This is a genomic window from Maricurvus nonylphenolicus, assembly GCF_042854845.1.
In the GTDB taxonomy this organism is placed as follows: domain Bacteria; phylum Pseudomonadota; class Gammaproteobacteria; order Pseudomonadales; family Cellvibrionaceae; genus Maricurvus; species Maricurvus nonylphenolicus.
The window spans coordinates 2,147,269-2,169,589 of record NZ_AP031498.1 but is presented as its reverse complement, the minus strand read 5'-3'; the positions used below and the strand labels follow the sequence as shown (position 1 = coordinate 2,169,589).

Genomic DNA, 22,321 nt, shown 5'->3' with positions numbered 1-22,321 from the left:
TTAATCCAGCTCTGCAATCGATTCACCCAGGGCATTGATCAGGCGATCGATTTCATCGATCTCAACAGTAAACGGTAAACCCATCTGAATGGTGTCACCGCCGTAACGTACATAAAAACCTTTTTCCCAGCACTTCATGGCAATCTGGTAAGGACGCAGTGCAGGTTCACCTGGCGCTGCCTCGATACTCAACGCACCGGCTAAACCGTAGTTACGGATATCCGTTACATACTGAGTGCCCTTCAGGCTGTGCAGCATTTCCTGGAACTGCGGCGCGACCGAATCTACACGCTCAATCAGCTGGTCTTGCTCCAGCAAATCCAATGTAGCCAGGCCCGCAGCACAGGCTACCGGGTGCGCAGAATAAGTGTATCCGTGGGGAAGTTCCAGCATATATTCCGGACCGCCCTGCTCCATAAAGGTGTCGTAGATTTCCTGCTTGGCAACCACGGCACCCATAGGTACTACACCGTTGGTTAACTGCTTGGCGACGGTCATTAGATCCGGCGTTACACCAAAGGCTTCGGAGCCGGTTTTTGCGCCCATACGTCCAAAGCCGGTAATTACTTCATCAAAAATCAGCAGGATATTGTGTTTGTCACAAATCTCACGCAGCTTCTGCAAGTAGCCTACAGGTGGCGGAATCACACCAGCAGAGCCTGCCATAGGCTCAACAATCACTGCTGCGATATTTGAAGCATCATGCAGTGCTATCAGCTCCTCCAGATCACCAGCCAGGTAAGCACCCTCTTCCGGCATGCCCTGGCAAAAACGATTCTCTGGTAGCAAAGTATGCGGCAAGTGATCGGCATCTATACCCTGACCATAGATAGCGCGGTTAGGGCCAATACCACCCACACTAATGCCACCAAAATTAACACCGTGGTAGCCCTTGGCACGGCCAATTAAACGGGTTTTGCTGGCCTGGCCCTGCTTGCGCCAGTAGGCTCGGGCAATTTTCAGAGCGGTTTCGACGGATTCAGAGCCAGAACCGGTGAAGAACACACGGTTTAAGCCCTCAGGCATAAACTCGGTAATACGGTGAGCCAACTGGAATGACTTGGGGTGACCAAATTGGAATGCAGGCGAATAGTCCAGCTCAGCAACTTGCTTGGCTACAGCCTCACTGATTTCAGGGCGACTATGACCGGCACCACAGGTCCACAGGCCCGAGAGGCCATCAAAGATCTGACGGCCATCGGCATCGGTGTAGTAGTTACCCTGAGCCCCCACAATAATCCTTGGGTCCTGCTTAAACTGGCGATTGCCCGTAAATGGCATCCAGTGGGCATCCAATTGCTCCTGTGACAGACCACAACGCTCCAGACGGTCTTGCTTGCTGCTCATAATCACCTCAATCCAATCACTGATAAATAATATTGGTCTTATTATGGCCAAGCTGTTAGTTTATTAAATCCACACTTTATTACGTTAAGTTAACTAAATATTTACCAATAATTATGAGCCGTACAGATAACCTTCTGCCCCGCCAACTGGGGGATTCCCATATACGCTTGTTGCGGATCTACAAGGCGGTGGTTGAGTGCGGCGGCTTCAGTGCCGCCGAAGTCGAACTCAACATTAGCCGCCCGGCCATTAGCCTGGCCATCTCGGAACTGGAGAGCCTGTTGAATATCAGGCTTTGCCAACGGGGAAGATCAGGCTTTTCTGTTACTGAACAGGGAGAAGTGGTTTATCAAGCGGCCCTGCAACTGCTTAGCAGTCTGGAAACCTTCAGAACGCAAATCAATGCGATCAATACTGAACTGCGTGGAGAGCTCAATATCGGTATTACCGACAATATGGTCACCACACCGCAGATGCGTATCACCCGTGCCCTGGCCTCCCTCAAACAGCAAGGTGCGGAGGTGACTATCAATATTCGTATGATTCCGCCTAATGAGATTGAAGCCGGAGTTCTGGACGGTAAACTGCAGGTAGGTGTTGTACCTGCGCTGCGTAACCTGCAAGGTTTAAATTACTATGCGTTGTACGAAGAACGCTCCGAGCTCTACTGCAGTTCAGAACACCCACTGTTTGCAATCGATAAGGCAGAACTCAGCAGTGAAGTACTGAGCCAATACGACGCTGTGGTCCCAGCCTATCCCCAAACGGCAGCTATCAAACAACAGCAATCACGTTTAAAAGCCTCTGCCAGCTCAACGGACCGGGAAGGTATCGCCTTTCTGATTTTGAGTGGTGAGTATATCGGCTTTCTGCCAACCCACTATGCGGAACGCTGGACAGATAAAGGGATGATGCGGGCGCTTGAACCCCAATCGCGGTTTTTCTATACCCCCTACTCTGCCGTTACCCGCAAAGGTGCGCGCCCCAATATTATTCTGGAAACCTTTCTGCAGGAATTAGCTAAGACAGAATAAACCCACCCCAGTCGAGCTGGGGTGGGATAGTATTTATGCAACGTCGTGATGACCGACACGCTCTTCTACTTCAGCATGCCATTCAAACAGGTTCATCTCGATAAAGAAGAAAGCAACGATCCAAAGGAAAGCGTCCCAGAAATCAATAAATTTACCATCAATACCCCAAAAGACAGCACAGGCAATCAAAATCAAATAAATAACCGCTTTGATGTAGGTACTGACTTTCATCATCTTATCTGTCAGCTCTTCCTTCATTTGCAACCAGATATCGATGGTTAAAATAAAAACCAGGCATACCCAAGTGGTTGCATTAATCACATCAATCATGGCCAGGTTCTGAGCCAGTTTAAGCGTTTCGGCATCGGCCAAAATCGTGGTTCCGGGCAGCTCAAAAAACTGCGTACTGTTACTTAACCCCAAGCAGCCTTCGCTGGCTATAGGCACAAACTCGTCAAGTGTCGTCATAAAGGAGAACGACTGTCCGGCCATGGAGCATAACTCTGTGACAGCAGAGCTCTCAAAATTCAGTAGTGATGTGTAAGTGCTGATATAGCCATAGAGCGCATACAGGATAAAAACATAACAAAGCCCCTTGAGCCCGTTAAGCCCCGCCTTCAGCAGCCCATGAAGCTTTTCATCTGAAATAACATGGGTTTCCATTTCAAACACCAGCAACAGCACAACCCACGAGGCCGTATCAATCGTTGCAGAATAGGCTTCAATCATCTGAGAAAAATTGATGCCATTGCTAAACATAAAGGCAGAGGCTGCGTACTCCTCCTGAAAGAAAAACACGGTATTAATACATAACAAACTGTAAACCGTGTACTTGAAGATCTGAAACCAGGGAATGGACTTACCTGGGGACGAAAGTGCCTCACTCATATTCATAAACCTTCGCTCTATTATCCTGAAAAGTTAACCGAACACGTCAACTTAATTAATTTTTATTATGGGTTTACGGCTGAGCTATCTTCTACTTAAGACTTATCAGTATAGCCACCGAATTAGCTGAAGATAGACATGAACAGTATTGCCAAACCGTCAGCAGGTATTTATGATTCAATCATAAACCGAATTAACATTCAACATTAACCGAGTCATTCATCGGTATTGAGAATCCTTTTCAAGAACATCAATCAAGGTATTAAGCCAGTGCATTATCAAGCTGAACCACATGCTGACTCCTATTACGCCGCCACAGCCAAAGAACTTCATAATCACCCGACACTACAGGGTGAAACAGAGGCTGATGTCTGTGTTATTGGCGGCGGTTATACCGGGCTTTCAGCCGCGCTACATTTAGCGGAGCGAGGTTATAGCGTAGCGTTATTAGAAGCCAACAAAGTCGGCTGGGGAGCCTCTGGGCGCAACGGTGGCCATGTGGGTACCGGGCAACGCGCCGATCAGGAGACTATTGAAGCCAAAGTCGGTACTGAGCGCGCTAAAGCCTTTTGGGATATGGGGTTAGAAGCCGTACAAACCGTTAAGGATCTGGTTGAAAAACACAATATCGACTGTGACTTAAAGCACGGCAATATCCACGTTAGCCACCGCCCGCAAGACGCACAGGAATATCAGGAAGAAGTCGAGCACCTGAAGAACCACTATGCCTATCAACATGTCCGCTTTCTGAATAAGGATGAAACACGCAATCTGGTGGGCTCCGAGAACTACCACTGTGGCACCTATGACACCTTTGCTTGTCACCTTCACCCGCTGAATTACGCTCTGGGTTTGGCCAAGGCCGCAACAGCCGCTGGCGTGAAGATCTATGAGAACAGCCGTGTCACTGAATACACTAAATCTGCCAATCCTGTTGTGAAAACCGATAAGGGCCAGGTTAAGTGCAAGTTTGTGGTCCTGGGTTGCAATGGTTATCTGGGTAAACTGGAGCCGCGTATTGCCGGCAAAATTATGCCGATCAATAACTTTGTATTGGCAACCGAGCCATTAAGCGATGAGTTGTGTCGCGAACTTATCCGTGAAGACACCTCTGTAGCTGATGCCTTGTTTGTGATTAACTATTGGAAAATTTCCGGCGACAACCGCTTGCTGTTCGGCGGCGGAGAGAACTATACCAGCCGCTTCCCCAAACACCTGAAACCTTTTGTACGCAAGTATATGCTGCGTGTATATCCGCAGTTGGAAAATACAAAAATAGATTATGCCTGGGGCGGTACACTGGGCGTGACTGTCAATCGTATGCCTCATTTTGGTCGCCTGGAAGACAATGTCTTTTATGCCCAGGGCTATTCAGGGCACGGTGTACCTACAGCGACGATGGCGGGTAAATTGATTGCTGAAGCTGTAGCAGGTACGGCTGAGCGATTTGATATTATGGCGGACTACCCTACCTATACCTTCCCAGGTGGTACGTTATTGCGTTGGCCTGGATTAGTAGCGGGTATGCTGTATTACAAATTGCGGGATAAATTTTAATCCTGAAACACACAAACAAAAAAGCCCGCAACATTGCGGGCTTTTTTGTTTATCTGGCGAGGATGTTACTTCTCGTAAATCACATACAACTTTTTGGCAGTCTCGATGGTTGTCCAGACACCGGAGAAACCGGCTGGGATAGCAAACATATCGCCTTTCTCCAAGCTTATCTCGTTGCCCTCTTCATCAGCAACAACCACCTTGCCTTCCAGTAAAAAGCACACCTCTTCTTCGGTGTAGCTCACCTTGTGACTCCCGGGCTCGCCCTGCCAAATACCGGCACCAAAGGTTTCATCTTTGTTGTCATAGCAATGCCAGATTAGTTGCGAAGGATTTCCCGCCAGGATTTTTTCTTGATCAGGCAGGTATTTTTCTGCATCGGTTTGATCGGTGCCGATGCGTTTAATGGTCGATACTGACACTTAATTGCCCCTCAATAACACGCTCTCTACAACGCCATTCCCGCTTCCGCGGGAATGGCGTGCTATTTATTTCTCAAATATCAGTCTTCTAACGCCCCAGCCTCAATCGCTTTCAGCGTATCATCCAAAGACTTCTTCGCCTTCTCGATCAGCTCATCAATCTCATCACGGGTAATGGTCAACGGCGGAGAGATCAGCATAATGTCACCGGTCGCACGCATCACCAGTCCATTACTGGTACAGAAATCACGACACAGACCACCGGCTTTACCGTCCGGCGCCAAACGTTCACGGGTGGTTTTGTCTTTCACCAGCTCCAGCGCACACACCAGGCCAACGCCACGGGTCTCACCTACCAGAGGATGATCCAGCAATTCTTGCCAGCGATCCTGCAGGTAAGGGCCGGTATCTTCAGCCACACGCTCAACCAGTTTTTCATCCTGAATAATTTCCAGGTTTTTCAGTGCAACCGCAGCGGCAGCCGGGTGACCTGAATAGGTATAACCGTGGTTAATTTCACCGGCCTCGTTCTTCAGCACTTCAGCCACACGATCACTGAACATTACACCACCAATCGGTAAGTAACCGGAGGACAAACCTTTGGCAATTGGCATAAAGTCTGGCTTGATGCCAAAGGTGTCGGAGCCAAACCAATTACCGGTACGGCCAAAACCACAAATCACTTCATCGGCAATCAGCAAAATACCGTACTTGTCACAAATACGCTGAATTTCAGGCCAGTAAGTGGAAGGCGGAATAATGACACCACCAGCACCTTGCAGTGGCTCACCAATAAAGGCGGCAACCTTCTCTACACCCAGCTCCAGAATTTTCTCTTCCAGAAGCTGAGCACGCTGTAAACCAAATTCTTCTGGCGTTAAGTCGCCACCCTCTTCAAACCAGTAAGGCTGGTCAATATGCTCAATACCCGGGATAGGTAAACCGCCTTGCTTGTGCATATAACCCATGCCACCCAGACTGGCACCGGCAACGGTAGAACCATGGTAAGCGTTTTTACGGCTGATGATCACAGACTTTTCTGGCTGGCCTTGTACGGCCCAGTAATGGCGAACCAAACGCAAAACGGTGTCATTAGATTCGGAACCGGAACCCGTGAAGAAGACATTGTTGACGTGATCCGGCGCAACCTCTGCCAGTTTTTCCGCCAGTTTAATCGCTGGCGGCGTGGTGCACTGGAAGAAGCTGTTGTAGTACGGCAGCTCACTCATTTGCTGACGCGCAGCTTCAACCAGCTCATCACGGCCATAACCCACGGCAACACACCACAGACCAGCCATGCCATCCAGCATTTTATGGCCATCGGTATCCCACAGGTAAACACCATCAGCCTTGCTGATAATACGGGTACCTTTTTTGTTCAGGTCACCCTGATCGGTAAACGGGTGAAAGTGATGCTGGCGATCCAGCTCTTGCAATTTTTCAGTTGTGGTTGTCATAGTTTTCACTCACTCAGGTCACTATCTATCAGCGATAAAGTCACTAAAGTTATACATTTAACAGAAGGTGTTCACGCTCCCAGGAGCTAATCACCTTATTAAATTCTTCATATTCCAAAGCTTTTACGGCGACGTAGGCATCAACAAAGGTATTACCCAGAATATCGCGTAACTCCTGGCATTCATCGAGCAGCTTGGCTGCCGACTCCAAGGTGCGAGCCACTTCAATCTCTTCGTCGTAGGAGCTGCCTTCACAGGGTTCACTGGGTTCGATTTTCATCTTCATGCCCAGGTATCCCGAAGCCAATGTTGCCGCCAGCGCCAGGTAAGGGTTTACATCCACACCGGCAAAACGGTTTTCTACGCGTTTAGCTTGAGGTGAGCTTTCCGGCACCCGGATACCGGTAGTGCGGTTGTCATAACCCCAACTCAAATTGATCGGGGCGGAGATATCCTTGGCAAAACGACGATAGGAATTCACATTGGGTGCATAAAACGGCATGGCATGCTTGGTAAAACGCTGCAGACCACCAATATAGTGACGGAACAGATCGTTCTCCTTACCCTCTTCATCCACAAAGATATTCTTGCCGGTTTTACTGTCGACAATACTCTGGTGAATATGCATGGAACTGCCCGGCTCTTTCTCCATGGGCTTGGCCATAAAGGTGGCGAATACACCGTGCTGCATGGCGATTTCACGCAATGTGCGTTTAAAGGTAAATACCTGGTCAGCCAGATCCAAGGCGTTACCGTGCAGGAAGTTTAATTCCATCTGCGCCGCGCCGGTTTCATCAATCAAAGAATCTACGTCCAGCCCCATGGCCTCACAGTAGTCATACATATCTTCAATCAACGGATCAAACTCATTGATGGCATCAATGGTGTAAGAGCTGCGCAAAATTTCTGGCCGTTTAGAGCGCCCCATCGGCGGCTCCAGCTCATCACCGGGATCCGAGTTTTGCTTAATCAAATAGAACTCAACTTCTGGCGCAACGACCGGCTGCCAACCTTCTTTTTCATACAAGGCCAATACACGTTTCAACACGCCGCGGCTAGAAAGTGGGTGCAACTCGCCATCACGTGTACAGCAATCGTGAATAATCTGTGCAGTAGGATCTTTTGCCCAGGGTACAACACGCATGGCATCTGGATCCGGGCGCAGGTACATATCCGAATCCGTTACGCCCAAAATTTCGTCGAACTCTTCGGGGTAGGTACCCGTCACAGTTTGCAACAAAACAGCTTCAGGCAAACGCGTCTCTTCTTTCGAGAATTTGTCTGCAGGTACAAACTTGCCACGGGCATTACCGGTCATGTCCGGAATCAGACACTCCACTTCCGTAATACTCTGCTGCTTTAACCAGTCATTGATGGAATCCATAAGATGCCTATTTATTTTCTCTCTTTTGGTTTTATTGTCTTTTAAGCGTGTTTATTTAAGCTTTACGTACTTCGCAAGCCGATTTAAATGCCGTGAAAATACTCTGATAAAACGGATTTTCGGTAACCTTCCATTCCGGGTGCCACTGCACACCCAATACAAAGCGATCAGCGCGGCTCATACGGAATGCTTCTATCAGCCCATCCGGTGCGCGAGCCTCAACTTGTAACCCTGTTGCCAGACAATCGATACCCTGCTGATGGATGCTGTTAACTTCGGCTCTGTCAGTTCCATTAATGGCAGCTAACAAGCTACCCACCTCAAACACCATGTCATGGGCCGGGCCATACTGAACCTCTACGGGCTGCTCGGGATCTTCACGGTGATCCATATAACCCGGTAACTCCTGAACCCGCTGGTGCAAAGTACCGCCCAGAGCCACATTAATCTCCTGAAAGCCTCGGCAGATACCTAACAGCGGAATATCGGCCTCAATCGCCATACTGATCAGTGGCAAGGTGGTCGCATCCCGCTCCGGGTCATGAATCGGCTCCAGTGCGGCCTCACCCTGGTAATGGTGCGGTTCAATATTGCTGGGGGATCCTGTCAACAATAGACCATCAATCATGCCCAGATAGGTCTCTAGCAGGTGGGGCTCCCCCATTGCCGGGATCAACAGAGGAATGGCATTCATCCCCTCGGTAATACCACGGATATATTTGTCACCCAGGGCATGAAACGGGTGCGGCCCTATTATTTTGCAATCTGCTACCAGACCAATAACCAGTGGTGCGCAATCGCTCATATCAACTCTCTCAACATGTGTCCCCGGCCTGAAGAAATCACACAACCTCAGGCATAAACAAGCTATTTATTCGGTTTTAGGTCTAATTTACCGAAACATGTAAAATTCAAAAATATAAGATTACTTATAGATAAATGGCTTTTTTATAGTGTTTTAAGATAAAAGACCCATCTTCAAAAAACACTTAAAACCGAATTAAGCTTCAGTTTATTTTGTTTTTATCCTAAAATCAATAAAACACAGATTGAGCGCTCCCCCACCAGGGAGCCCCAGACAGCCCAAAACGATAAGAAGCAGCTTCCCCGAGCAGGAGAGTGAATACGTGAATAGCTATATAGGCCCGGAAGAAACAACAGACACAGACCTGCTAAGCCAGCAGGAATTGGATGACTACCTACATAAAAATCCGGATATAGAGACGGTTGAGGTACTTTTAACCGACCTGAATGGCACTCTAAGGGGGAAATGGCTACCGATAGAAAACGCAAAACGAGTCCTTGAAGGCAACTTTAAGATGCCACTGTCTGCGGTATCCCCTGATATCTGGGGCCGGGACATCCCCAGCCTGTGTGCAGCCACCGGTGATGGCGATGGTATCTGCCTACCCGTAGCGGGAAGCCTGAAGACTATCCCCTGGCTCAAGCGCCCTACGGCTCAACTGCTGCTGAAAATGACGGAAGAAGACGGAACCCCCTGGGGCTTTGACCCCCGCGTGATTCTGGAAAGTGTTTATCAGCGCTACCGAGCACTGGGCCTAAACCCGGTTACAGCCCCGGAACTGGAGTTCTATCTGTTTTTGGAACAGCGTAATGCACTGGGTGAACCCCAGCTGCCCGACAGCCGCACCAATGGCCAAACCAAGCTCGGCGGGCAGATTTACAATACCGATATCATGCACGAATACGCTGATCTGCTGCATGAGATGCGAGAAGCCTGCGCAGCTCTTGATGTCCCTCTGGACACCATCGTTAAAGAACTGTCACCCGGCCAGTTTGAGCTAAACCTGTATCATGTCGATAACCCGCTACAGGCCGCAGATAACGCTCAACTGCTGAAGCGCATTATCAAAAGCGTTGCTCAGCAACACGGTTATATCGCCTCATTTATGGCCAAACCCTTTGCTGATCTGGACGGCAATGGCCTGCACCTGCACGCCAGCATTGTCGATGATGATGGCAACAATATTTTTGATGATGGTACCGAGGCCGGCAGTGATGCCCTGCGCCATGCCATCGCCGGCCTGCAGCACACCATGAGCGATACCTTTTTGATGTTTGCCCCACACATCAACTCCTATCGCCGCTTTAAAGCCGGCAGCCACGCCCCTGTTGCGCCCACCTGGGGTTATGAAAATCGCGATGTATCCATGCGAATTCCCAACGGCGACAGTAAAGCCCGTCGCATTGAATACCGCGTAGCCGGCGCCGACGCCAATCCCTATTTAGCGCTGGCCGCCCTGTTGGCAGGTATGCTATACGGCATAGAAAACAAACTCTCCCCTACAGAGCCCCAGCAACAGGGATATAGCGATATTGAACCCAGCCTGCCACGTACCTGGACTGATGCCCTGAAAAGCTTTCAAAGCTCAACCTATGTCAAACAACAGTTGGGAAGCCCCTTTCAAAACGCATTTACGGCCCTAAAACAGTTTGAGCAGGATGAGTTTGCAGGTAATATTAGCGCCCTTGAATATGACACTTATCTGGTACTGGCTTAGCCTGTACCACAGCGACCGGTAATGCCGGTCCATGAAGGGATACAGCAATGCCAAAAGAGCGCCAAGAAAAGCGCAAGAGTGAACTCAGCCCACGTCGCAAACCCATGCAACAACGGGCTCGTGAGCGCACGCAACAGATACTCGATATTACCGCCCGCCTGTTGGAAGAAGTGGGTATCGATGATCTAACCACCATTCTTATCGCCAAAGAACTGGGCATCTCCGTTGGCTCCCTGTACCACTACTTTCCCAACAAACATTCGATATTATTCGCCCTGGGTGAACATTGGCTGGAAGAAATGACCACAGCCATGAACGATATCGAGGCCTACAACCTGAACGAGATGAACCTTGAACAGTTTGTTGATGCCGCCGTTGAACGCATGCTAACGGTCTACAAAACCCAAAAAGCGGTGCTGCCCCTCGCCCAAGCCCTGTGGGTGATTCCAGAGCTACGCGACCTGGACACCCAGCACGATGACCTGGTGATATCCAAGCTGGCTGCCATCTTCAAACGTCTTAACTTTAAAGGCAGCAAAAGCGAACTGGAACGTATAGGCCGGGTTTATCTGGAAACTACCCACGCCGTATTACTGACCATCGTCTCGCAGAAGACGGTTCGTTCAAAACGCAGCCTGGATGATTTAAAAGCCATGATGCTGACGCTGCTGCAGTCGCATATTAACGACTAATTCAAGGCGCCTTGTGCGCCTCGTAGTCCACTCACTGAACGACCTCTACAACTATTCCCACATGGCAATCACCTGCCCCTAAACGCCCGAGCCGACTATACTTTTATTCACGCTATGCTAATAAATGCGTGAAGTGATGCTTAAAATCCTGCTAATCGGTACATGCCTTCTATTCCTGCCAACAAGCCAGGTTCTGGCCTGCAAGCCTTTAGACGACTGTACGGTTAAAATCGTATCTGGTAACTGGCCGGGATACAGCGAAACCGATGGTAGCGGTTTGTATTTTGATGTATTACGCCTGGTTTATGAGTCGGAGGGTATCAAGCTTTCTCCCTCAGTAGTCCCCTTTAAGCGTGCTGTCCATCAGAGCCTAAGCGCTGAGATCGATATCTTACTGGTAACAAGAGCCAGAACCTTAGGCCCACTAAGCCAGACAATTACCCCCAAATATCCAATCTCTCAATCGATCACCATAGTGCTGTTTCGCAAGCAGGATTTATACAGCTGGAAAGAAATTCTGGACAACCCAGGCGCAATAAAACTGGCCTGGATTCGAGGTTATGATTATCACCTCTATGCCCCCATCCGCAGCCATACCCTGGTTAACGACGACTGGACAGGTATCAAACTGTTAGCGAGCTCCCGCATTGATGCCTATATTAGCGCCGAGGAAGATATCCAAAGCAGTGCCGCTGAGCTCAACATCAATTTAAATGAACAGTTTCGAAGCGAAGCTATTGCCTATGCCAAACTTTACCCGGTATTTAATCAAAGTGAACGCGGCCATCAATTGTTAAATATCTATGATGAGCGAATGGAGGAACTCATCCGATCCGGAAAGATTAACGAACTCTATCAACGTTACAACCTGGATTACTCAGAACTACTTCCGATTTCAAAAAAAGAATAATCAAGGCTAACTTAATTCAGCCTTGATTATTCAAACACCCACTTTTCATCATTAGTGAACATCACTTCCAGCCACATAGAACTGCTATCGGTATCGATATCTTTGAGATCGTCGGCTATACGCTGACGGATCTCATCCAAACCAGCCACATTGCCTGTATCCAGTCGGTCTTTAACCATCACATACACATTCAGGTTAAATTCCCGGCCTATTTTAGCCATTCGTAAATGGCAGACTTCCAATCCCATAGACTTAATAGATTTCGTAACGCATTCACGTAATTGCTGCTGTAACGCTTTTGATGGAGCTAATACCAACACCTCACGAATATTGTCACGAAATATTCTTATCGGGATTGGTAAAAATAAAGCGGTCAGCAAAATAACCAATACGGGATCCAGGTATGGAATATATTCACCCATGGAGGATTCACGAATCAGGTAAGCAATCACAAAGCCGGCCAGTATTCCGGAGCTCAATAAACAATCGAATAACCAGTCGATGGCATCAATCTTAGCCAGTTTGGAATTAACCTTCTCTGCATAAAAATAAATCACACTACCAAACAGCAAGGTGCCAAAAGTGGAGATACAGGCATAGGTAATGGCTGCCGATAGATCGATAACCCGACCACCATCCAGAAGACTTGAAACCCCTTCGGTTAATGCATAAAGACAGGTTGCACTGATAATCACCGCTTTAATGACGTTGAGCAGTGGTTCCAGGTGGGTGTACCCATATTGAAAACGTTCATCATCCGGGCGCACAACCAACTTGGATACCCACAAGGTTAATCCCGACATCACCAAGCTAATACAGGAATAAACCCCATCAAACAAAATGGACTGTGAGTGGGTATAAAACCCGTAAATTAAGCCGATGGCCGCAAACGCCGCTGCGCCCAAAATAGAGAATTTAATCGCCCGCTGTTCGAGCTTTTGCCTCTCTAGCGTATTCATGATGACACCTTTTGGATTCTATAAACAAAAACACCGCCTTGTAGGCGGTGTTTTCAAACTTACTTTTTACCTGGAAATTATTCGCCTAAACATATTTCCATTAAACATTTCTGCTTATGGCCTTAATCTCGAGAAAATCCTCGAAGCCGTATTCACCCCACTCTCGGCCATTACCAGACTGCTTGTAACCACCAAACGGCGATGTATAACCATGAGAGGCACCATTAACGCGTACCATACCCGCACGCAACTTACGGGTTACTCGATTGGCCCGCGCCTCATCGCCGGTTTGCACATAGGCTGCTAAACCGTAAGGCGTATCGTTGGCAATCTCGATGGCCTCCTCTTCAGAAGCATAAGGAATTAATACCAAGACCGGGCCGAATACTTCTTCACGAGCAATGGTCATTTGATTGTTCACATCGGCGAAGATGGTTGGCTTAGTAAAGTAACCGGTTTCCAAACCTTCTGGCTTGCCGGGGCCGCCGGCCGCTACACGAGCCCCCTCTTCTATCGCTGCCGAGATCATACCCTGCACTTTTTCAAAGTGCTGGCAGCTCACCAATGGTCCAATGTGATCGCCCGCCTTATCGGCCTTATCAACCTTAATGGCATTTGCCGCTTTAGCTGCAATCTCTACCGCATCTTCATAGCGTTCGGCAGGTACCAACATACGTGTCGGCGCATTACAGGATTGGCCGACGTTATCCATACAGTGGTTAACACCACGGGTTACGGCATCTTCCAAATCAATATCGTCAAAAATAATGTTCGGTGACTTACCACCCAGTTCCAATGCGACACGTTTTACGGTATCGGCAGCGGCTTTGGAAATGGCCATACCGGCACGGGTCGAACCGGTGAAAGACACCATATCGATATCTTTATGACTGGAAATTGCCGAACCAACACCCGGGCCATCACCATGAATCATGTTGTAAACACCGGCAGGTATACCTGCATCATCAATCATCTGTGAGAACACATGGGCAGACAGCGGTGCAATTTCACTGGGCTTTAATACCATGGTGCAACCGGTCGCCAATGCCGGCGCCACCTTACAGGCGATCTGATTAATCGGCCAGTTCCACGGCGTGATAAAACCACACACGCCCACAGGCTCATGAACAATGGTTGCATTGCCTTTCTGGTGTTCGAACTCGTAGGTTTTTAACGCCTCCAATGCGGCAGCAATATGACCGCTACCACAATCAGCCTGATCTGAATGGGAGAAATCACGCGGTGCACCCATTTCCAGTGAAATCGCTTCAGCCATTTCGTCGTAGCGGTCCATATAGGCTTTCAGTAAACGCTCCAACAGTTCGATACGCTCTTCACGGGTGCTGAAACCAAAGGTTTGAAAGGCGCGACGGGCTGCGGCCACGGCTTTGTCGACATCCGCCGCTGAGCCCAGACTAATAATGCCAATCTGCTCTTCGGTTGACGGGTTTTCTACCGCAAAGTCATTGGCGGTTACTGGGTCAACCCATTGGCCATCGATATAAAATTGACGATACTCTTTCATGTCAAAGTCTTCCTATTTCTTACACGTGAAGAAGGCGCCATTCCCGCGCACGCGGGTAGAGCCTGCCCCGCGAGCATCGCGAGTGTTTTGGGTATCCAGTTTGAATAGCACTCACTAGAACCGCTATACACAGTTCATAGAATCTACTCTATGCCAATTTGAGTTTATTTACTCCGTAGCTCTGGATGCCCAAAGCGCTCCCCATAGTCACGGGGCAGGCACTTCCCTCTTTCGAGGGAATGGCGTACTAATGTTTAACGAATAAATCTGACGGCTTTTTCTTTAAAGCTCATCCAACAACTTGTAATACATCATGCCCAACGCAAAACTGGGTGTACGTAATAACTTGCCACCGGGGAATGGCCAATGCTTTATCTTGCCGAATACATCAAACCGTTCGGCCTGCCCGGCTATCATCTGTGCGGTAATACGCCCCATCATATGTGTCGGTGCAACACCATGGCCTGCATATGCTTGAATATAGTAAACATTGCCATTTAAGCGACCCAACTGCGGCATACGGTTCATACCAATGGCCATTTGGCCACTCCAACCGTGATCAAGTTTTACCCCATGTAATTGCGGGAAGACCTTGAGCATTTTCTTGCGCATCACACCGAACAAGTCTTTCGGCTCACGTCCGGTGTAATTAGACAGGCCTCCAAACAGTAAACGACGATCGGCGGTTAAGCGGTAATAATCCAAAGCCGTACGTGGATCACATACTGCGCGATTACCCGGCATAATGGCTTGCGCCTGCTCTTCGGTTAAGGGCTCAGTCGTGACCACCGAACTGTTAGATGGCAACACTTTGGATGAAATCTTGGATACCAAACCATCAAGATAGGCGTTGCCACACAAGACAATATGTTCCGCATTCACCACCCCCTGCTCTGTATGTACAGCCGGACTATTTCCTTCAACAACTTTAACAACTCGTGATTGCTCAAAGATTTTTACGCCCAGCTCTTCAGCGGCCTTGGCCTCGCCAATACACAGATTCAGTACATGGCAGTGACCATTACCGGTACGATTAAGCATACCGCCTAAATAAAGGTCGGAACCTACTTCACTGCGTAGCTGCTCCTTATCAAGCATCTCAAGAGAGTGCGGGTAACCCATACGCTCCTGATAGTTTTTCTGTTCTTCAAACTCACGCATATGACGGGGCTTTAATGCCACATCGCAATAACCCCAAGTGAGGTCACAGTCGATCTTATATTTCTCGACCCGCTCGCGAATAATATCGCAGCACTCTACGCCCATATCATAGATGGCTCGCACACCCTCTTTGCCGATACGTTTCTCAAACTGCTCAGGATCGTGACCTATGCCGCCAATAATCTGGCCACCATTGCGGCCTGTTGCGCCCCAGCTGATACGGTTGGCTTCGAGCAAAATAACAGAGTAGCCACGTTCGGCCAGTTCCAGGGCGGTATTTACACCGGTAAAACCGCCGCCAACAACCACCACATCCGCCTGTTGATGGCCTTTGAGTTGCGGGTAATCCGTCTGCCAATTGGCCGTGGCAGCATAATAAGAACCTGTGTGTTCGGTGGTTTCTTGTGGTTTTTTGAGTCCTAACATATTCACTTCCCCAATCTATAGAATCTGATGCTTAATCACCGCTGATGGTGATCGATCTATTGAGAGTCTTTTCGAGCGGCTTATTGAAGAGCCGTCTCAGCTACTGCTTACGTAGAAGTGATAAGTCGCGGGTCGTCGTCCTCACCGCTAAAGATGTCCTGCCAGGCAGAAGACGTGCACGCCCAATGCTCCCAGGCGATATAACGGCTGGGAGTCACAAAAATGGCGTTATGTTGATAGGAATATGGAGTCATGGGGTTACTCTACCCCATGCTCCAGGAAGTTACAAGCCGAATAATACTTCAACTTTTATAGATGCTGATTAGGCCTCTAACAGCTCTTTTAGATATACACCGGTATGGGAACGCTTTCGCTTACAGATGGTAGCTGGTGGGCCCTGGGCAATCACCTTACCCCCACCTTTACCGCCTTCTGGGCCCATATCGATAACCCAGTCCGCTTCGGCAATCACATCCAGATTATGCTCGATCACCACTACCGAATTACCGGCATCCACCAGGCGGTGTAATACCCGCAGTAATTTATCAACATCGGCCATATGCAAGCCCACGGTGGGTTCATCCAGCACATAGAGATTATGCTGAGCAACACCTTTGGCCAGAGCCGCAGGACCGGTCTTGGCTTTTGACAGTTCAGCGACCAGTTTAATACGCTGGGCTTCACCGCCACTCAGGGTTGGGCTTTGCTGCCCCAAGGTGAGGTAACCCAGGCCCACATCCTTTAATAATTGCAGTGCATTGCGCACGGAAGGGATAGCTTCAAAGTACTCAGTGGCCTCATCGACATTCATGGCCAGCACTTCACCGATATGTTTTTCTTTGTAGCGCACGGCAAGGGTTTCATCGTTAAACCGCCAGCCATTACACACTTCACATTCCACTTGCACATCCGGCAGGAAGTTCATTTCCACCTTGCGCATACCGTGTCCACCACAGGCACTGCAGCGACCATCACCGGCATTAAATGAAAAGCGCCCAGGCTTGTAACCGCGCAGACGGGCATCGACGGTATCGGCAAACAGCTTACGGATGGTATCCCAAATGCCGATATAGGTTGCCGGGCAGGAACGCGGGGTTTTGCCGATGGGGGTTTGATCCACTTCCAATACCCGCTGCACAGATTCAAAACCCTCGAGTTTTTCACAGCCCTGCCACTGCTGCTTGGTTTTCTTGCGAGACCCTTTTGCGATAGCACGTTTAAGGTTGCTGTGTAGCACCGAACGAATCAGGGTACTTTTACCACTACCACTGACACCCGATACACACACCAGTTTGCGCAGCGGCAAATCCACATCAATACCCGCCAGGTTGTTCTGTTGTGCACCAATAATACTTAGGGTTTCTTTATCCCAGTGATTACGCATCTCGGCATCGCGTAACTCCGGCATAGGGTGGCGCAAAGGTTTGGCAATAAACTGCCCCGTGAGGGATTGTTTGTTTTTAGTGAGTTTTGTCAGCGAGCCACTGGATACCACTTCGCCACCATTAATACCGGCATGGGGCCCCATATCGATAATATGGTCGGCTTCGCGAATGGTGTCTTCATCGTGCTCTACTACAACCACGGTATTGCCCTGCTGTTGCAACTCACGCAGGGTTTCAATTAAGCGACGATTATCACGGGTATGCAGGCCAATGGTGGGCTCATCTAAAATATAACATACCCCCTGCAAATTAGAGCCCAGTTGTGCGGCCAAACGAATTCGCTGGGCTTCACCACCACTTAACGTAGGTGCGGCGCGATCCAGGGTTAAATAATTTAAACCCACTTTTTGCAGAAAGTGTAAACGACCTTGCAGCTCAACCAACAGATCACGGGCAATGGCTTGTTCCTGATTCTTGAGTTTCAGCTTGTTAAACCACAAGGCCGCGTCATCGACAGACAAGGCTGCCAAATTAGAGATTGATTGATCACGGAAGCGCACGGCTTGTGCGGTTTTATTCAGCCGCTGGCCATCACACTTTTTACAGCTGACTTCGACGATATTACCTTCATCATCGGGCTCTTGTTGCCACTGGCCCTCTTCACCGGTTTGCTCTTCATCAAAACCTTTCAGGGTAACACCTGTTCCATAACAACTCTCGCACCAACCATGCTTGGAGTTATAGGAAAACAGGCGCGGATCCAGCTCATCAAAGCCCTTGCCACAACAAGGGCATGCTCGTTCGGTGGAGAATAATGCCGTTGTCTTACGGCCAGCCACACTGGCCATAGCAATGCCATTACCCAGATCTAAGGTTTTATCCAACAGATCTGATAAAGGCTGGGTATTGGCTGCAGTGACTTTTATCTGGCCAACCGGCAACTCAATACTGTGCTCTTTATAGCGATCCAGTTTGGGCCAAGGATCTGTAGGCAGGTATTCACCATCAACCCGCAACTCAGCATAACCTTTGCCCGCCGCCCACTTGGCCAGTTCGTTATAAATACCTTTCCGGGCAACCACCATGGGTGCCAGTAAGGTAATTTCCTTACCGCGATAATCCTTTTGCAAACGCGCCAGAATCGACGCCTGACTTTGCGGCTCAATGGGCACATCACACTCAGGACAATACTGGGTACCCAGCTTCACATAGAGCAAACGCAGGAAGTGATAGATTTCTGTCAGAGTAGCGACGGTACTTTTACGACCTCCGCGGCTGGTACGCTGCTCAATCGCAACCGCAGGTGGGATACCACGTACTGCATCCACATCAGGGCGGGAAGATGGCTGCACAAACTGACGCGCATAGGCATTGAGGGATTCCAGATACCGGCGCTGGCCTTCACCAAAGACAATATCAAAAGCGACAGTACTTTTACCGCTGCCGCTAACACCAGAGATCACGGTAAACTTGTCACGAGGAATGGTAACGTCGACACTTTTTAAATTATGCTCACGGGCATTGTGAATCTGAATAGTGTTATCGGCAGATGATTTTTTGCGTTTATTAGAGGCATTCGCCGGTAACTTGATCGCCTTGCCAATCGTGGTTTCATATTCTTCCAAGGCAAGCGCAGTGTGAGAGTCTCTGTTAGCCATTAACTCAGCAGGCGTGCCATTCGCCACCAGCTGACCGCCAGCATTGCCCCCTTCCGGACCAATATCAATAAGCCAATCGGCCGCACGAATCACATCCAGATTATGCTCAATCACCAGCAGTGAATCCCCCGCGGCCAGCAATTGTTTAAACGCCTGCATCAAGGTAGCGATATCATTAAAGTGCAAGCCGGTCGTGGGTTCATCAAACAGAAACAACGTGCCTTTACGATCGACAGCGTTGCGCTTTTTAGCGTTAGCCGCATTTTTCGCCAAGTGGCCCGCCAACTTCAATCGCTGTGCTTCACCGCCACTTAAAGTGGGAACAGCCTGCCCCAGCTGAATATAGGTTAAACCCACATCGGCCAGGGGCTGCAAGCTACGTATAACCTCTTTGGAATCCTGGAAGAATAACAGCGCCTCGGCGACGGTCATTTCCAGTACATCGGCAATGGATTTGTTTTTGTATTCCAGGACGCCTGAATCTTGCGTCGCTACACATCCCTGCAGTTTTATCTCTAAAATCTCATCGCGATAACGCTTGCCATCACAGTCCGGGCAACGCAGATAAACATCACTTAAAAACTGCATTTCCACATGTTCGAAACCATTACCTGAACAGGTGGGACAGCGGCCGTTACCCGAGTTAAAACTGAATATGCCCGGGGTGTATTTGCGTTCTTTCGCCAGAGGCTGAGCAACAAACAACTTGCGAATAGCATCAAAAGCCCCCACATAGGTAGCCGGAATGGAGCGTGTGGTCTTACCGATAGGGCTTTGATCCACCAACACCACATCATCAATATGCTCAAAGCCTTCCAGGCGTTTATGGGCACCGGGCGCTTCCACAGGCTGCCCCCGCAACTTACATAAACCGCGATAAAGTACATCGCGCATCAGGGTAGATTTTCCAGAGCCGCTGACACCCGTGATACATACAAGACGATTAAGCGGAATATCGACATCGATATCTTTCAGGTTATTTTCACTGGCCCCAATAATGCGTATATGCGCATCCGGCGTTTCAGCAGTGTCCGGTTTGGACATGGACATGGACACCACTTTACGGCCACTGAGGTAATCTGCTGTTAACGAATGTTTATCTTTCAGCAACTGCTTGGGTGTACCGTAAAAACAAATATCCCCGCCCTGCTTGCCCGGCCCAGGGCCAATATCCAGAATACGGTCAGCAGCCAGCATTACTTGCGGGTCATGCTCCACAACTAACAGGGTATTACCGGCATCACGCAAGCGGTGCAACACCTGCACCATGCGCTGCATATCGCGCGGGTGCAAACCAATACTCGGCTCATCCAAAACAAACAATGTATTTACCAGTGAGGTGCCTAGCGCAGTGGTCAGGTTAATACGCTGCACTTCACCCCCACTTAGGGTGCGGGACTGACGATCAAGAGTCAGATACCCCAACCCCACTTCCAGCAGGTAATTCAGGCGCGAACGAATATCCCCCAGCAACAATTCGGAGGCTTCATCAAACTGGCTCGGCAGGGTTAGCTGGTTAAAGAACTCGGCACAGCGCTCCAGTGGCAGCTGCATAACATCGTGAATGGTTAAACCCGGCAGCTGGTTAAATACTTTTGCATCCAGCGTCGCATCCGCCGGGTAAAAAGGTGCACGACCGTTTAATGCGACTGTTGACTCTGCATTCTGTCCCAAGCGCCACCACAGGGCCTCTGATTTTAAACGGGCACCGTTACAGGTTCCGCAAGGCGTGTATGAGCGATACTTGGAGAGCAACACACGAATGTGCATTTTGTAGGCTTTGGTTTCCAGCCAGTCAAAGAAGCGGCGCACGCCGTACCAGACCTTCTCATCAAAGTCCCCTTCGCCTTCCAGCACCCATTGCTGATGTTTTTTACTGAGTTTGTTCCAGGGCTTGTCGACCGGTACGCCACACTTTTTGGCATAGCGCATTAAATCCCTCTGACACTCTTCATAACTGGGCGTTTGCCAGGGTTTGATCGCACCGTCCTTTAGACTTTTAGTTTCATCGGGAACAACCAAGCCATAATCCACACCAATAATACGGCCAAAACCACGGCAGTCTTCACAGGCTCCAATGGGAGAGTTAAAGGAAAACAAGCTCGGCGAGGATTCATTAAAGTCGATATCGCAATCAGGACAATGGTATTGGCTGGAATACTGTAAGGGTTCGCCCGCCTCTTTATTTTCATCGAGCGGATAAACCTTCACACGACCATTGCCATGGTTCATGGCAACTTCCACCGCCTCTGTCAGTCGATCGCGGTTGTCTTCAGTTAATTTTAATCGATCCTGGACGACTTCAACCCGATGGCTCTCACGTATATGAACGCGGGTATAACCCTGCTGATTGAGCAGCGCCAATACCTCATCATCGCTGAAATTGTGTGGCACTTTGATCGGTAGGCATACCATCAAGCGTTGATCTGCAGGCAAGGATTGATACAGTTGGTCAACAACGGATTGGGGCGAATCACAGCTAACTTCACGACCGCAGCTGTGGCAGTGCAAATGCGCCATACGCGCAAACAGTAATTTGAGGTAATCATTCAGCTCGGTCATGGTACCCACAGTTGAGCGGGAGGTACGCACCGGGTTGGTTTGATCGATAGCAATGGCTGGGGGAATACCCTGAATACTCTCTACCGCGGGTTTGTCCATGCGGTCAAGGAACTGACGGGCATAGGCAGAGAAGGTCTCTACGTAGCGGCGCTGGCCTTCGGCATAGATGGTATCAAAGGCCAGGGTGGATTTACCGGAACCGCTAACACCGGTAACCACAATCAACTCGTTAGTGGGTAATTCCAAGTCCAGATTCTTAAGGTTATTCTGGCGCGCGCCCTTTACCACGATGGCTTCATTGGCTGTAAAAGGTGCTTTCTGGATCCCTTTAGCTGACGGCTTAATACTGGTTTTGCTGCTCATTCCTCGACCACTCAATTTTCCAACCACCCAAATACTGTATATTTAAACAGCAAAACCATACCAAATGAT

At 49.2% G+C, this 22,321-nt stretch carries 16 protein-coding genes; 5 read left to right on the top strand and 11 right to left on the bottom strand.

Annotated elements, in window-relative coordinates; genetic code table 11:
* Positions 1-1,347: an aspartate aminotransferase family protein gene (locus ACGHZ6_RS09370; protein ID WP_390618578.1), complete on the bottom strand. Its 1,347-nt coding sequence runs from the start codon at positions 1,345-1,347 to the stop codon at positions 1-3.
* Positions 1,348-1,460: 113 nt separating this feature from the next.
* On the opposite strand from ACGHZ6_RS09370, the gene ACGHZ6_RS09365 reads away from it, so the two are divergent.
* The gene (locus tag ACGHZ6_RS09365; protein WP_390618577.1) at positions 1,461-2,381 is read left to right on the top strand and encodes a LysR family transcriptional regulator; all 921 of its coding nucleotides are present in this window, start codon (positions 1,461-1,463) and stop codon (positions 2,379-2,381) included.
* Positions 2,382-2,414: 33 nt separating this feature from the next.
* Here ACGHZ6_RS09365 and ACGHZ6_RS09360 read toward each other — a convergent pair whose 3' ends face one another.
* Positions 2,415-3,269 carry a hypothetical protein gene (locus tag ACGHZ6_RS09360; RefSeq protein ID WP_390618576.1) on the bottom strand — a complete coding sequence of 285 codons (855 nt, stop codon included), beginning with the start codon at positions 3,267-3,269 and terminating at the stop codon, positions 2,415-2,417.
* Positions 3,270-3,539: 270 nt separating this feature from the next.
* On the opposite strand from ACGHZ6_RS09360, the gene ACGHZ6_RS09355 reads away from it, so the two are divergent.
* Positions 3,540-4,826 (top strand): NAD(P)/FAD-dependent oxidoreductase, encoded by a 1,287-nt coding sequence (locus ACGHZ6_RS09355; protein ID WP_390618575.1) that lies wholly within the window; start codon positions 3,540-3,542, stop codon positions 4,824-4,826.
* A gap of 65 nt (positions 4,827-4,891) precedes the next feature.
* Here ACGHZ6_RS09355 and ACGHZ6_RS09350 read toward each other — a convergent pair whose 3' ends face one another.
* The 4 genes from ACGHZ6_RS09350 to ACGHZ6_RS09335 form a co-directional block, all read right to left on the bottom strand.
* Positions 4,892-5,248, bottom strand: a complete 357-nt coding sequence (locus ACGHZ6_RS09350; protein ID WP_390618574.1) for a cupin domain-containing protein — start codon at positions 5,246-5,248, stop codon at positions 4,892-4,894.
* An 80-nt stretch (positions 5,249-5,328) separates the two neighbouring features.
* Positions 5,329-6,705, bottom strand: a complete 1,377-nt coding sequence (locus ACGHZ6_RS09345) for an aspartate aminotransferase family protein (protein WP_390618573.1) — start codon at positions 6,703-6,705, stop codon at positions 5,329-5,331.
* 49 nt (positions 6,706-6,754) lie between these two features.
* Positions 6,755-8,089 carry a glutamine synthetase family protein gene (locus tag ACGHZ6_RS09340; protein ID WP_390618572.1) on the bottom strand — a complete coding sequence of 445 codons (1,335 nt, stop codon included), beginning with the start codon at positions 8,087-8,089 and terminating at the stop codon, positions 6,755-6,757.
* Between the two features lie 55 nt (positions 8,090-8,144).
* Positions 8,145-8,894: a gamma-glutamyl-gamma-aminobutyrate hydrolase family protein gene (locus ACGHZ6_RS09335; RefSeq protein ID WP_390618571.1), complete on the bottom strand. Its 750-nt coding sequence runs from the start codon at positions 8,892-8,894 to the stop codon at positions 8,145-8,147.
* Between the two features lie 322 nt (positions 8,895-9,216).
* Between ACGHZ6_RS09335 and ACGHZ6_RS09330 the strand changes: the two genes are divergently transcribed.
* From ACGHZ6_RS09330 to ACGHZ6_RS09320, 3 genes are all read left to right on the top strand, one after another.
* Positions 9,217-10,611: a glutamine synthetase family protein gene (locus ACGHZ6_RS09330; protein WP_390618570.1), complete on the top strand. Its 1,395-nt coding sequence runs from the start codon at positions 9,217-9,219 to the stop codon at positions 10,609-10,611.
* 47 nt (positions 10,612-10,658) lie between these two features.
* The gene (locus tag ACGHZ6_RS09325; RefSeq protein ID WP_390618569.1) at positions 10,659-11,303 is read left to right on the top strand and encodes a TetR/AcrR family transcriptional regulator; all 645 of its coding nucleotides are present in this window, start codon (positions 10,659-10,661) and stop codon (positions 11,301-11,303) included.
* A gap of 124 nt (positions 11,304-11,427) precedes the next feature.
* On the top strand, positions 11,428-12,213 hold the full coding sequence (locus tag ACGHZ6_RS09320) for a substrate-binding periplasmic protein (protein WP_390618568.1): 786 nt from the start codon (positions 11,428-11,430) through the stop codon (positions 12,211-12,213).
* A 26-nt stretch (positions 12,214-12,239) separates the two neighbouring features.
* On the opposite strand, the gene ACGHZ6_RS09315 is transcribed toward ACGHZ6_RS09320, so the two are convergent.
* The 5 genes from ACGHZ6_RS09315 to uvrA form a co-directional block, all read right to left on the bottom strand.
* Positions 12,240-13,172, bottom strand: a complete 933-nt coding sequence (locus ACGHZ6_RS09315; protein ID WP_390618567.1) for a cation diffusion facilitator family transporter — start codon at positions 13,170-13,172, stop codon at positions 12,240-12,242.
* 100 nt (positions 13,173-13,272) lie between these two features.
* Positions 13,273-14,697, bottom strand: a complete 1,425-nt coding sequence (locus tag ACGHZ6_RS09310; RefSeq protein WP_390618566.1) for an aldehyde dehydrogenase family protein — start codon at positions 14,695-14,697, stop codon at positions 13,273-13,275.
* Between the two features lie 282 nt (positions 14,698-14,979).
* The gene (locus tag ACGHZ6_RS09305) at positions 14,980-16,284 is read right to left on the bottom strand and encodes an NAD(P)/FAD-dependent oxidoreductase (RefSeq protein WP_390618565.1); all 1,305 of its coding nucleotides are present in this window, start codon (positions 16,282-16,284) and stop codon (positions 14,980-14,982) included.
* A gap of 107 nt (positions 16,285-16,391) precedes the next feature.
* On the bottom strand, positions 16,392-16,538 hold the full coding sequence (locus tag ACGHZ6_RS09300) for a hypothetical protein (RefSeq protein ID WP_390618564.1): 147 nt from the start codon (positions 16,536-16,538) through the stop codon (positions 16,392-16,394).
* Positions 16,539-16,606: 68 nt separating this feature from the next.
* On the bottom strand, positions 16,607-22,252 hold the full coding sequence (gene uvrA / locus ACGHZ6_RS09295; RefSeq protein ID WP_390618563.1) for an excinuclease ABC subunit UvrA: 5,646 nt from the start codon (positions 22,250-22,252) through the stop codon (positions 16,607-16,609).
* Positions 22,253-22,321: the final 69 nt, after the last annotated feature.

Bases quoted from the DNA above. Each gene is read 5' to 3' on its own strand.
- ACGHZ6_RS09340 (WP_390618572.1), bottom strand. From the start codon at position 8,089: ATGGATTCCATCAATGACTGGTTAAAGCAGCAGAGTATTACGGAAGTG.
- uvrA (WP_390618563.1), bottom strand. From the start codon at position 22,252: ATGAGCAGCAAAACCAGTATTAAGCCGTCAGCTAAAGGGATCCAGAAA.
- ACGHZ6_RS09300 (WP_390618564.1), bottom strand. From the start codon at position 16,538: ATGACTCCATATTCCTATCAACATAACGCCATTTTTGTGACTCCCAGC.
- ACGHZ6_RS09315 (WP_390618567.1), bottom strand. From the start codon at position 13,172: ATGAATACGCTAGAGAGGCAAAAGCTCGAACAGCGGGCGATTAAATTC.
- ACGHZ6_RS09370 (WP_390618578.1), bottom strand. From the start codon at position 1,347: ATGAGCAGCAAGCAAGACCGTCTGGAGCGTTGTGGTCTGTCACAGGAG.
- ACGHZ6_RS09305 (WP_390618565.1), bottom strand. From the start codon at position 16,284: ATGTTAGGACTCAAAAAACCACAAGAAACCACCGAACACACAGGTTCT.
- ACGHZ6_RS09320 (WP_390618568.1), top strand. From the start codon at position 11,428: ATGCGTGAAGTGATGCTTAAAATCCTGCTAATCGGTACATGCCTTCTA.
- ACGHZ6_RS09310 (WP_390618566.1), bottom strand. From the start codon at position 14,697: ATGAAAGAGTATCGTCAATTTTATATCGATGGCCAATGGGTTGACCCA.
- ACGHZ6_RS09360 (WP_390618576.1), bottom strand. From the start codon at position 3,269: ATGAGTGAGGCACTTTCGTCCCCAGGTAAGTCCATTCCCTGGTTTCAG.
- ACGHZ6_RS09345 (WP_390618573.1), bottom strand. From the start codon at position 6,705: ATGACAACCACAACTGAAAAATTGCAAGAGCTGGATCGCCAGCATCAC.
- ACGHZ6_RS09365 (WP_390618577.1), top strand. From the start codon at position 1,461: ATGAGCCGTACAGATAACCTTCTGCCCCGCCAACTGGGGGATTCCCAT.
- ACGHZ6_RS09325 (WP_390618569.1), top strand. From the start codon at position 10,659: ATGCCAAAAGAGCGCCAAGAAAAGCGCAAGAGTGAACTCAGCCCACGT.
- ACGHZ6_RS09335 (WP_390618571.1), bottom strand. From the start codon at position 8,894: ATGAGCGATTGCGCACCACTGGTTATTGGTCTGGTAGCAGATTGCAAA.